Genomic DNA, 12,366 nt, shown 5'->3' with positions numbered 1-12,366 from the left:
ATAAGAGGGAGGCTTCAACTTAATTGACAATGATAATCGTTATCGATAAGGTAGGGATAGGCGAGAGCCGTCATCCCTACCTTTTTATATTTTTGGTAATGAATAAGATGAAAACTATAATTCAACCCAACTACCGAGGACTACACCTTGAAAAAGCAGTAACTTATTGTGGTACGTGCAGTTTGCTGTATGACAAATATTGGTTTTCCAAACAAATTATTATTGAAATGAGGTATATAAGTATGAAAATCGACGTAAATCAGCTTGCAGAGCATTTAGCAAACACTCCTTTCCAAGTAAAAGGAATCTATCGATATTCTAGAAATACAGGTGTACCTTCCGCGGATTATACAGATTCTTTTCCAGGATTTGTTTTTCCCCTTTCTGGAAAAATAGAATTTCAATTTAATGGCACCCCTTACATCTTTTCTCCAGGAAAAGTTGTACACGGGGGAGCGAAGATGAAACTAAATCAAAAAAATTTTGATGATGCAAATTGGGAATATATTCTGGTTTTGTACAGGATATGTACGGAGAATTTAGCAGAGACAAGTTTTTCACATCAGCATTTTGAATTACCGATAGGACAATCTCCTCGTCTAATCGAGTTAATTATGCGTCTATGGCATGTATATAATCAGCGTGGAGGTATATCAATGTTTCAGACAGAAATGCTATTCCGTGATGTACTGAATGAAGCATTATTATGTGTGGCTAATCGACAAAATAGCTGTGCGTCTCACACTCTATTCGAACGAATAACTACTTATATTCATGAAAACTATTATCAAAGCCTTTCCATTACCTCTCTTGCCGAACAATATAACGTTAATCGAAATCGACTATCCTATATATTTAGAAAGCATGCAGGGATGGGTCCAGCAGAATATTTATTAAACTATCGTATAAACATGGCTCAAAAAATGCTATTTACAAGTGATGTGCCTGTACAACAAATTGCAGAAACGGTGGGAATTACTGATCCCTTTTATTTTAGTAGAGTATTCAAGAAGCAATATGGTATCTCTCCTACTGAATATCGAGATAAGTTCATCAATAATCCATGCTAAGTTCACCAAGCTTCCATTCTCCGCCAAACATGACTTTACTATACTAAGTGTATATCAGAGATTTTATGTTGGAGGAATTTCAATGCAAAAGATTAAAGGACTGCTATTTTTAATGCTACTACTAGCAGGTATATTGGGAGGTTGTCATAAATCGCCTGCTGAAAATAAGGGGTTAACTACAGGAGACATATCTTCATCAGCAGTTAATGTAGAAGAAACTGCTTGGCCTAGAACCATTAAAGACGCCCTAGGTAAAGAATTTGTCATCGAGAAAGAACCAGAAAAAATTGTTTCATTATGGTATTTTTACCCTGAAATTTTAGTTGCATTAGGTGAGCCACCTGCAGCTTCTACTGATAAAGAATATTTATCCACTTTGTCTTATTTAAACGGTAAGCTAGATTCAACAGAGGAATTAGGCGATAAATTGTCTCCTAGTATTGAAAAAACGCTATCGATTGGTCCTGATTATATTTTAGCAACAGAACATCATGAAAAATTGTATGAATCCCTAGAAAAAATCGCCCCAGTCATTACGTTGCAATCACAGGACATCTACGAAGACTGGCAATATGGACTTCGTACAGTAGCCGAGATTATCGGAAAAGACGATGAGGCGGAAAAAGTAATTGATAAAATGATGAAAGATATCTCAACAGGACGTGAAGCATTAAAGTCAATTCAAGGAGAGTCTGTAGCGCTTATTTTGTCTTGGGACGGAAAAACGTTTAATGTTCTTGGTGAAGATAACCCTGTTTATACACTTGCTTTCGATAAAGAAAAGGGCTTGGGTCTAACACCAGATCATACATTTAAGGGGAATAATAATCAATTCGCTGCATTTGAAGGCATCTCAACTATTCAAGCAGACCATATTTTCCTTATCGGTGATATTACAAAAAAGGAAGCATTAATGAGTGAGTTAAATCAAAGCAATGTCTGGAATAATATGAATGCCGTAAAAAAAGATAATATTCATTTAATGGATACTTCCGCTATTACTGGAGGTCCATTAGCTATCGAGTACGCTTTGCAAAATATAACAGAAGCCTTACAAAAGGACGAATAATAGGAAAAAACTTTTCCAAAAGTAAATAAGGAGAGATGAATATGCAAGATCAAGTTATCAATATAAATGAGAAATTATCCGAATTAAAGGAGCTTTGGTCACCGAAAATTATTGGTGAAATACACGATTTTCAATTCAAAGTGGTGAAGATTGCTGGAGATTTTATATGGCATGAACATCAAGGGGCTGATAAGGTATTTATTGTGCTCGAAGGGGAGATGTTTATTGCTTTTCGGGATGGTCAGGTGAAAATATCCAAAGGTGAGATGTTTATTGTTCCTGGAGGAGCGGAACACATGCCCTTTGCTGAAAAGGAATGCCATATTATGCTTGTGGAGCCTAAGGTCATGTAGGCATTACCAGAATAACAAAAAAAGATAAATGATTTTTTATCTTACCCCTTTAGATTAATCTAAAGGGGTATTTACCTTGGGAACAGTTCGTTATTAAGCTAAACCACCATTTACGAAGATTGCTTGTCCATTTACCCAACGTGCGGGACCTGCTAAAAAAGAAACAACTTCTGAAATATCTCTAGGTTCCCCTAGTCTTTCTAATGGTACAGCATTTGCTAAATTATGAATCTGTTTTTCATCTTTTCCATGGAAGAACAAAGGTGTTGCCGTTGGTCCAGGAGCTATTGCATTAACAGTTATATCTTTTCCTCTTAATTCACGAGCTAGAATCATTGAAATAGATTCAACAGCTGCTTTACTTGCTACATAAGCACCATAGTTTGGAAATTGGCTACGAGTAACAGAGGTAGAGAAATTAATTATGGAGCCACCTCTCCTTACTCGTTGTGCAGCTAATTGTGAGATAACAAATGTACCTCTGATGTTTGTGCGATGCATTTTATCTAAATCATTTAAATTCAAATCTGCAATTGGACTAAGTAACATGATTCCTGCTGTATTTATCACGACATCTATACCACCAAAAGCGTTTTCTACTTGATCAAAAGCCATACTCATTTCTATTTCATTTGCTACATCACCTCCCACACTTATAGCATGTCCTTTATCAGCTAATATTTCTTCAACTAATTCGTTAGCCTTTGATTCACTTGAAGAAAAGTGAACGCCAACTGCATAACCTTCTTGTGCTAATTTTGCTACAACAGTACGTCCTATCCCTCCAGATCCGCCTAATACCAAAGCAACACGTTTATACATTTCTTTCACCATAAAATTCATCCTCCATAACCTGTTATTAAAAGTTACAATTTTTTAATTTTGTAACTTTGTTATTGTATATTACACATGTTATAGTTACATTGTCAACAAAATGTAACTATGAGAAGCGAAAGGAGTATATTTAATGGCTATTCTTTCAGAAGAGAAGATTTTTTCTACGGCTGAAGCAATTATTTTAAGCAAAGGTATAAATAAAACAACATTATCAGATATTGCAAAGATGCTAGGCGTAACACATGCTGCGCTTTATAAACACTATAAGAATAAGGATGATTTGCTCCAAAAGCTTGCCCTTAAGTGGTTGGATAATACTTCTAAAGATTTGTTTGAATGGAGTCCTAAAAAAGGCGTTGATGCGGAAATCGCTTTACATGATTGGCTATGGCTTCTTCATGTCACAAAAAGAAATCTGTATCAAAATCATCAAAAAATGTTTCTGTTGTATACAAATTATATAGAAACAAATAAAGATTTAATTAAAGATCATCTCCAGCATCTTGCTAAAAAAGTTGAAGAAATTAGTGGTTGGGAAAATAAGGGGATGGCAGTTATTGTAGCTTTTACTTACTTCCATAATCCTTATTTTGCTGAACGGTGGAATCAGGGGGACCATCTACATTTGTTTGAACAGGTTTGGTCTGTTGTTAGTAGATCTCATTAAGTCTTGATCTTTCAAAGTAAGTACTGCTTGTTGTGCTTTTATGATCAAAATTATAAAACGGATTGGGAAATAAGTATTTCCCCAATCCGTTTCTTTTTATTATTAGATTCAGCTAAGGCAATCTATTTCTATAGGGGAGATAGGATAATGGGGTAAATGAAGAATTTGCAATCAAAGCATTCAGATACTCAATTGAATATTTCTAACGAGGCATAAATGGATAATAGAATCGTAGATGTAATTTCAGAAGGATAAAAATTTATGATTCAGTATATCATTATATCGAAAAAATAATGAAATCGGATTAGATTAAAAAAGGAATTATTTGTAAATTTAATTGAAACAGCTACTTTTGCCGTTAAAGGTTATAGTATTTCTAAATTATAGAAATTTTTTATGAAAAGATTCCCTATATAACCAATGCAGTATTAAAATTACCTTATTTTTAGCGTTTATTTATTGGTAATGAAGTTATATTATTGTCTTGTAAAGCAAATTACAGTTTGATTGGGATATTTAATCATGAAAAATTTAGAAGATTGCTTTACATATAATTGGTTGAATTATTATTTGTGGGAACGATTTATACATATTTTTATAATTTTATAATTAAATAGCGCGATAATATTGTTCTCACAGAATAATATAATTTATTAAAATTCTGGAGGAATATACTATGACAAAACAAAACAAAGGTCGTAAATTTTTCGCAACTACAGCTACAGCAGCACTTGTAGCATCAGCAATCGTACCAGTAGCATCAGCTGCGGAATTTCAAGATGCAGCTAGCATTTCATCTTGGGCAAAAGAAGCTGTTCAATTTTTAACTGATAAAGGCTACATCCAAGGCGATGAAAAAGGAAACTTCAACCCAGCTGGTACACTTACTCGTGCAGAAGCGGCTGAAATTTTATCAAAAGCATTAGATTTAAAAGCTACTGGTACTGAAGATTTTTCTGATGTTAGTGAAAATGATTGGTTCTATAATGCAGTACTTGCAACTTCACCAGAATTATTTGATGGTATGGGCAATGGTAAATTTGAGCCAAAAGCTCAATTAACAAGAGAACAAGCTGCTAAAGTCATCGTTCAAGGCTACCAATTAACAGGTAAAGCAGATCTTAGCCAATTTGCAGATGCTTCTAAAGCTTCTAAATGGGCTGTATCTTACTTAGAAACAGCTGTAGAAAATGGTGTAATCAATGGTAAAGGCTCTTTATTAGCACCACAAGATAAAATTAGCCGCGAAGAATTCGCTACAATGGTAAAACGTACGATTGATGCAGTTCAAGAAGTAACACCAGCTGTAGAAGCTGTAAAAGGGCTTAATGCAAAAGAACTTGAAGTGAAATTCAACACAGCTGTTGATGCAAAAGATGCAGCAATCACAACAAAATATGCTGTTGAAGGTGTAGCAATCACTAACGCAGTAGTATCTGAAGACGGTATGACAGTTACGTTAACAACTGATAAAGAAGTAAAATTAACAAATGGTAAAGTAACTGTAAAACCAATTAAAACAAAAGCAGATGCTAAAGTTCTAACTGAAGAGTTCAACAAATTAATCACATTTGCAGATACGACTCCTGTAAGCGTTAATTCTGTAGAAGCTAAAGGTACTACAGCTGTTATCACTTTCGACGAGCCAGTACAAAGTGAAGGAACAATCAGCTTAAATGGTACAGAACTATCAAAAGAGCGCTATACTTTATCTGGTAAGAAATTAACAATTACTGGATTAACAGCAGAACAATCTTACAAAGTAGACATTGTTGGTGCAACTGACTTCGCTAATAATATCGCAAATCCTATCGCAGTTAACTTCACAGTTTTGAAAGCAGACGTTGATAATTCAAAACCAACTGTTTCTACAGCAGTGAATGGTACAGAAATTACGTTTGATTTCTCTGAAGAATTAATGAAACAAAATCTTAATACAGATGCAGAGACTAAAGAATATGCAAAAGTAACAGTAGGATCAACTGTATTCTATTTAACAGATGCTGATATTAAAGATACAGAGGATAAAACTGTATTTACTATTGATGCTAAATCTGCTTTAGGTACAGCTACATTCATTAATACAAACATTAAAGTAGAAGGACAAAAAGATTTAGCTGGTAATGCAGGTGATGCATTTGAGTTCAATGCTATTCTTTCAAAAGATTTAACACCTGCTACACTTGTTTCTGCTGCTACTAAAATGTTAGTAGCTGATGATGTAAATGCTACTACAGACGTTGATGCATTATACCTTACTTTTAGTGAGCCAGTAAAAGTAGAAGGAAAATTAACTGTTAAAACACAAAATGGTATTGCTTACACTACTGGAAAAGAAACAGCAGTAAAAGCAGATGCAGGTTTCGATGTAGATGGTAACGGTAAAATCGAGGGTGCAGAGAAAAACACTGTAAAAGTTGACATTGATCTAGATAGCAATTCAACATACACTTTCGAGTTATCTGCTAAAGCAGTAACAGATTTAGCTGGCAATGTAACTGCTGATACTGTTACTTTCAATGTAACAACAGGCGTATTTGAAGCTACACCTGAAACACCAACAGATTCATTAGTATTCGGCGCTACTCCAGTTGTTGTAACTGACAATAACGTATTCACAGTTGAGTATGCTAAAGATGTGACTGCAACAGCTACAAATGCTGCTAACTACACACTTGGAGGAAAAGAACTTCCTGCAGGTACGCAACTTCAGTTTGTAGATGGTACTAAGAAAGTAAGATTCACTTTACCAGAAGGTTCTATCACAGCTAATGGTAATTATGTACTTGAAGCTAGCAATGTAGTAGATACAAAAGGTAACACGCTTAAAGGTGGAAAAGTGACAACTCAAGTAGCACTTAAAGAAAATATTGTTCCTGTTGCTACTAAAGTAACTGCAGTAGATAGCAAAACATTTACAGTAGATTTCTCTGAAAATATTGCTGATCAAGCTGCTCCAACAGGTGTTACTGTTAAAATTGCAGGATCGACTGTAGAACTTGCTTCTATTACAGTAGCTGGTGGTAAACTTACTGCGACAACTAAAGCTGACTATGCATTAACTGACAGCATTGTAGTTGAATTCAAATCAACAAACCTAGTTGATGCTAATAACAACAAAGTAAAAGACGGTTCTATTGCAAAATAATTAAATCGTTCATTGAAAAGCCCTGTGGAGATTTCCACAGGGCTTTTTTAGTGTTTAAATATGGATCATGCTAATAGGAGAGAAAGACCTGCGAGAGGTTGATTTCCGTTCCGCCAGCGGTCCTTTCCAGGGGGCGTCCGATGAGCCGCTGTGTTCGCTCCAGGGTCTCCTCTGAGACGCTAAATCCCCTAGGAGTGACGCTGGCTCCACTCCAATCAACCATTCTGCAAAAGTGTTTTTTCCTTATTTTTCATACTAGCAGTAGTGATCAAAATAGCCCATGATTTGCATGATTAGAAAAAGGATAGGTTTTTATTTTCAATGTAGAGAAGTGATGCGTGATAACACCTCTTCATAAAACCTTCACTTTATTTGCAAACCTTTGCTAATAAGGTAACACTTTTGTGGGGGAGGGGAGGGCTACTTGACTCCCGTGGGATAGCAAGACAGGCAAAACGCTAAACGGAGTGGTATCGGAGGAAGCAATTCGGCGCTCGCCCACAGGAAAGTAAGTAGCCTGCAACGGAAATTCATTTTCACTTTTTACAAAAATTTTATTGATTGTTTTTTAACACTATGAAACCCCTTGGTAGATTTCCACAGGGCCTTTTTAATTAGTTTCTTCTTATTTAATAATGCACCTCAGAAGAAACATTAGTATTTCAGTAACGGTAAGCACAAAATAACAGGTTCTCAACTAAATATACACAGCCAGTTGACGGAAACAAATCGACGACTGGCTGTGCATAATGAACGGCTATTTGTAAGGGAATTTACTCGGGATAGGACCAAAGGCAATCCAATGGTACTTAAAGAATCTGCCCATCAATAGCACGACCATCCATGGAACGAAGAGTGCAAAGATAAAGCCCCCAATGCTCCAAAGATGATACAGAATACTATTACCACCAGTACTTAATTGTCTATAAAGGAAAAGGAAAAATGGATGCAATAGATAGACGCCAAATGATACTGTTCCTAGATTGATTAAGCCATTTACAAAAGCATGGTTCCATTTATCATAGATCCAGAAAGAAAGCTGTAATAAGACAATACAGGCTGTTAAAGATTGTAGCTGAAAAACTAGCTCAAATATTGTGCTGTTCACTATATAGGTTTGTGATGTATAAACAAAGTAATATAAATAAACATTATATATAGTAGAAATTAGCCAAATACACCACACAAAAAGTATCTTGATAGGAAAATTTTCTTTTTTTAGTTGAAGCCATCCTTTGTATTTTTCAAAATAAATTCCTAAAAATGCCCCTGCTAAGAAATAAAAGAGATAGGAAAAAGCGATACTCCCTCTATAGGGATACTGCCATAACTCAGCGTTTAATAGAATAAAGACCCATTGAAGAACGAACCCAATCCAAATTAAATAAGGAGATAGTGCTGGTTTTTTCTTTAAAATATATAGGAATAATGGGAACATAAGATAGAATTGAACAATAATAAAAATATAGTATAGATGCGTATACGCTTTGCCTAATAAAAGTTTTTCTAGAAATTCGATACTAAATAGAGAACGCCATGTGTCTACTAAATCATGTGTCACATAAAATTGCATTGCTGCATAATAAAAAATAGAAAAAAAGAGATAAGGAATGAGTATTTGGGTCACTCTTTTTTTATAAAAATGAATGATAAGCTCCTTTGTTAAATCCTTTTGTATATAATTGTAAAATAATACAAAGCCACTTAAAAAAATAAAAGCAGGGACAGCGAATTTAGGGGAGATATTGAAAAATACATAAAATGGATATAATTTTGAGTCACTAGATAAAGCCGTTACAGGTGTACTAGTAGAATGAATAAGAAGAACAGCTAGAATGGCTAAAGCCCGTGTAATAGCTAATTCATTAATATGTGCTCGCTTCATACGATCATCTCCAAAGTATTAATTATAGTATTGAATTCCCGGAATACTGCCTACATACTCTATTGGTATGCTTGTTAGTACAAATTTAGACAAGCTTTGTTGCCTAAATTTGTCTAAAGGAAACAAGTGGGTTGTTCATGAGCTACTATAAAGCGCTTTTATGTCAGGGAGATGTCAACAATAAAAAAAGCTACCACGCTCGCTTTGCGTAGTAGCTGTATGTTGTTATTTGCCATCTAGAATTATTTTCTGGGAAATAGAATAAAGAAGGAAGCTTAATTAAACTCCTTATAATGCAACAAGGATTCTACCTCTTGCTTGACCCTTCAGTAAAATAGGTAAAACATCAGGAAGTTGTTGTAGTGTTACCTCTTGCTGAATAAAATTATTAAGGTTTGCTGGTTTGAAATCAGTCGCTAGTCGATGCCAAATGTTCAATCGAATGTCCATTGGGCAATAAACAGAATCAATTCCAAGTAAACTCACGCCTCTTAAAATGAAGGGAAATACACTTGTAGGAAGCTGTGTACCTGCCGTTAAACCACTACATGCAACAGCCCCACCATATTGAATTTGGCTTAATAATGAGGCAAGTGGCTCTCCACCAACAGAATCAACAGCAGCAGCCCATTTTTGTTTGCCTAATGCTTTAATTTTTCCATCATAAACCTCTTCACGATTTACTATTGTAGTAGCCCCGAGTGATTGTAAATATTCATGTTCAGATTCTTTTCCTGTGCTCGCTTCAACTTGATAACCCAGTGTTGAAAGAATAGATACAGCAAAGCTACCTACACCTCCTGTAGCCCCTGTCACAAGAATTTTCCCCTTTTCAGGATGAATACCATTTTCCTCTAACTTTTGAACAGATAATGCAGCTGTAAATCCTGCAGTACCAATTACCATAGCCTCTTTAAGGGAAAGTCCTTTTGGAAGCGGTACAATCCATTGCGCTGGGATGCGGGCATATTCACTAAAGCCACCAAAATGGGAAACACCTATTTCATAGCTAGTCGCAATGACCTCGTCACCAATTTTAAAGCGAGAATCCTCAGAAGAAACAACAGTCCCAGCTAAATCAATGCCAGGAACAAAAGGATAAGACGTAACGATTTTACCATCAGGAATAGAGGCAAGACTATCTTTATAATTAATACCTGAATAACTAACTTTAATTAATACCTCACCCTTTGGTAGATCTTCTAAAGTTAACTTGTTCACTTTCACTGTAAATGCATCATCTTTATTGACTACTAACGCACTAAAATTTTCTGCCGTCATCGTAAACGTCCCCCTACAATTTTATTCCATTAAACAGTATCAAAATTATTCTGACCGGTCAACATAAAATTGGATTGTTGCTACTCTTCATGTATAATAACTTCTATCAAGTCATCGGAGGCTCCTATGAAAAAGAAAGAGGAAGAACGTAAAAAACAGATTATGAAAGCAGCCTTTAACGCTGTTTCACAATTAGGTTATGATAAGGTTACACTACAAGACATAGCCAATCATGCCAGTGTCTCAAAAGGGGTAGTTCATTACTACTTTACAAGCAAACAAAACATTTTATTAGAATTACTTGAATCCACTACGAACAAAATCTACAGCTATGAAATACAGGAAATAGGCAAGCATCAAACAGCTATAGACAAGCTTCATGCCTACTTAAATGCTGTATTTGTATCGCCTATAGAAAATAGAAAATTTTACAGGGTTTATTTAGACTTTTTAGCTCAGGCAAATAGCAATGAAGAGTACAAAAGAATTAACTTAAAATTTTATGAGAATTGCTGGAGAATTGGACAAGAAATTATTGAATTAGGAAAAAGAGAAGGTGTCTTTAGTTCAGACATTGATTCCTTAACCTATGCAAAAATGATGAGGGCAATGATTGATGGTTCATTAATTCAGTGGTTAACCTGCGATTTAGAAGAACAACATAAATTTTATAAAGAAACCTGTTTGAATAGTATTGTGCGATTATTAAAATAGGCAATTGAAAAGCCTTATTACTATTGTAGTAAGGCTTTTTTTTGCCGTAAAAAAGAAGAATAATTGAATGATTTTGGAAAATGTTTATTAACATATTGCATTTATAGATAAAATTACCGTCAAAATTTTCGGAAAAAACTATAAAAAAAGAACAGTTTTAATATTTTGTTTAGTAATTTTTTACAAAAATACGCATTAAAAAGGAAAAAAATGTTTTGTTATGCATTGAAATAGCGTTTATGCAATCGTTTATACAAGAATAAATCTATGTTTTTAATAATTTAAACTGTATAAAAATTTAAAATAATGTCGAGTTGAGTCAATGTTGCAATTTCTTTATACTGTGAAAGTAATTATTGGAGAGGAGAAAACATCATGAATAAAGAAGTGACAATTATTGGGGTGCCCATGGATTTAGGTCAAACAAGAAGAGGCGTAGACATGGGACCAAGTGCTATCAGATATGCGGGGGTAACTGAACGACTTGAGAGACTTGGTTATTCGATTTACGACGAAGGGGATTTAACTATTGACTTCGTACACGAAGATAAAGACGCAGAAGGAAAGACAAACTTAAAAAATTTAAAAACTGTCACAGAAAGTAACGAGAAGCTAGGCCAAAAAGTAGACCATGAAATTTCTTTAAACCGTTTTCCTTTAGTTTTAGGTGGAGACCATAGTATTGCTATTGGAACATTAGCAGGAGTTTCCAAGCATTATGAGAATCTAGGTGTCATTTGGTATGATGCCCATGGCGATTTAAATACTGGTGAAACATCTCCTTCAGGAAATATCCATGGCATGTCTTTAGCTGTAAGCTTGGGCCTTGGACATCCAGCACTTACAAATATCGGAGGCTATGCTCCAAAGGTAAAGCCTGAAAACGTTGTTATCATTGGTGCTCGAGATTTAGATCCTGGAGAAAAAAAGCTTATTAAGGAAATTGGTATTAAAGTATACACGATGCATGAAATTGATCGTTTAGGAATGACGAAAGTAATGTCAGAAACGATTGACTATTTAAAGGAGCGCACAGACGGTGTTCACCTATCATTAGATTTAGATGGACTGGATCCAAATGATGCACCAGGTGTAGGCACGCCAGTAGCAGGTGGTATTAGCTATCGTGAAAGTCATTTAGCTATGGAAATGCTGTCAGAAGCAAATATTATTACTTCAGCAGAATTTGTTGAGACAAACCCTGTATTAGATCAATACAATAAAACGGCTATTGCTGCGGTAGCTTTAATCAGCTCACTATTTGGCGATACATTACTTTAAGCCATGAATAGAAGTCATTTTGTATCCCAGAAGGAAGAACTTTTCTTAAAAAATTAGGTCG

At 35.0% G+C, this 12,366-nt stretch carries 10 protein-coding genes; 7 read left to right on the top strand and 3 right to left on the bottom strand.

Going from position 1 to position 12,366, the window contains the following annotated elements:
• Positions 1 to 242 precede the first annotated feature (242 nt).
• The 3 genes from ACMGGO_RS16010 (at position 243) to ACMGGO_RS16000 (ending at position 2,492) form a co-directional block, all read left to right on the top strand.
• Positions 243 to 1,070 carry a helix-turn-helix transcriptional regulator gene (locus ACMGGO_RS16010; protein ID WP_048391153.1) on the top strand — a complete coding sequence of 276 codons (828 nt, stop codon included), beginning with the start codon at positions 243 to 245 and terminating at the stop codon, positions 1,068 to 1,070.
• 82 nt (positions 1,071 to 1,152) lie between these two features.
• Entirely contained in the window at positions 1,153 to 2,139 is a 987-nt protein-coding gene (locus ACMGGO_RS16005) for an ABC transporter substrate-binding protein (protein ID WP_103117685.1), read from the top strand.
• Positions 2,140 to 2,180: 41 nt separating this feature from the next.
• Complete coding sequence (locus tag ACMGGO_RS16000) at positions 2,181 to 2,492, top strand: cupin domain-containing protein (protein ID WP_048391149.1); 312 nt, start codon at positions 2,181 to 2,183, stop codon at positions 2,490 to 2,492.
• A gap of 93 nt (positions 2,493 to 2,585) precedes the next feature.
• Here ACMGGO_RS16000 and ACMGGO_RS15995 read toward each other — a convergent pair whose 3' ends face one another.
• The gene (locus tag ACMGGO_RS15995; protein ID WP_420282046.1) at positions 2,586 to 3,326 is read right to left on the bottom strand and encodes an SDR family oxidoreductase; all 741 of its coding nucleotides are present in this window, start codon (positions 3,324 to 3,326) and stop codon (positions 2,586 to 2,588) included.
• 133 nt (positions 3,327 to 3,459) lie between these two features.
• Between ACMGGO_RS15995 and ACMGGO_RS15990 the strand changes: the two genes are divergently transcribed.
• On the top strand, positions 3,460 to 3,996 hold the full coding sequence (locus ACMGGO_RS15990) for a TetR/AcrR family transcriptional regulator (RefSeq protein ID WP_048391146.1): 537 nt from the start codon (positions 3,460 to 3,462) through the stop codon (positions 3,994 to 3,996).
• A 676-nt stretch (positions 3,997 to 4,672) separates the two neighbouring features.
• Positions 4,673 to 7,144, top strand: a complete 2,472-nt coding sequence (locus tag ACMGGO_RS15985; RefSeq protein WP_420282045.1) for an S-layer homology domain-containing protein — start codon at positions 4,673 to 4,675, stop codon at positions 7,142 to 7,144.
• A 757-nt stretch (positions 7,145 to 7,901) separates the two neighbouring features.
• Here ACMGGO_RS15985 and ACMGGO_RS15980 read toward each other — a convergent pair.
• Both ACMGGO_RS15980 and ACMGGO_RS15975 read right to left on the bottom strand, forming a co-directional pair.
• Positions 7,902 to 9,029, bottom strand: a complete 1,128-nt coding sequence (locus tag ACMGGO_RS15980; RefSeq protein ID WP_281216762.1) for an acyltransferase — start codon at positions 9,027 to 9,029, stop codon at positions 7,902 to 7,904.
• Between the two features lie 288 nt (positions 9,030 to 9,317).
• Positions 9,318 to 10,310: an NADPH:quinone oxidoreductase family protein gene (locus tag ACMGGO_RS15975; RefSeq protein ID WP_420282044.1), complete on the bottom strand. Its 993-nt coding sequence runs from the start codon at positions 10,308 to 10,310 to the stop codon at positions 9,318 to 9,320.
• Between the two features lie 126 nt (positions 10,311 to 10,436).
• On the opposite strand from ACMGGO_RS15975, the gene ACMGGO_RS15970 reads away from it, so the two are divergent.
• Both ACMGGO_RS15970 and rocF read left to right on the top strand, forming a co-directional pair.
• Positions 10,437 to 11,024 (top strand): TetR/AcrR family transcriptional regulator, encoded by a 588-nt coding sequence (locus ACMGGO_RS15970; protein ID WP_420282043.1) that lies wholly within the window; start codon positions 10,437 to 10,439, stop codon positions 11,022 to 11,024.
• Positions 11,025 to 11,399: 375 nt separating this feature from the next.
• Entirely contained in the window at positions 11,400 to 12,305 is a 906-nt protein-coding gene (rocF, locus tag ACMGGO_RS15965) for an arginase (protein ID WP_048389666.1), read from the top strand.
• Positions 12,306 to 12,366 lie beyond the last annotated feature (61 nt).

The organism is Lysinibacillus sp. BNK-21 (assembly GCF_048684915.1).
Classification (GTDB): Bacteria; Bacillota; Bacilli; order Bacillales_A; family Planococcaceae; genus Lysinibacillus; species Lysinibacillus capsici.
Note: the sequence above shows the minus strand (reverse complement) of the source record. Positions and strands in the feature narration are given on the sequence as shown.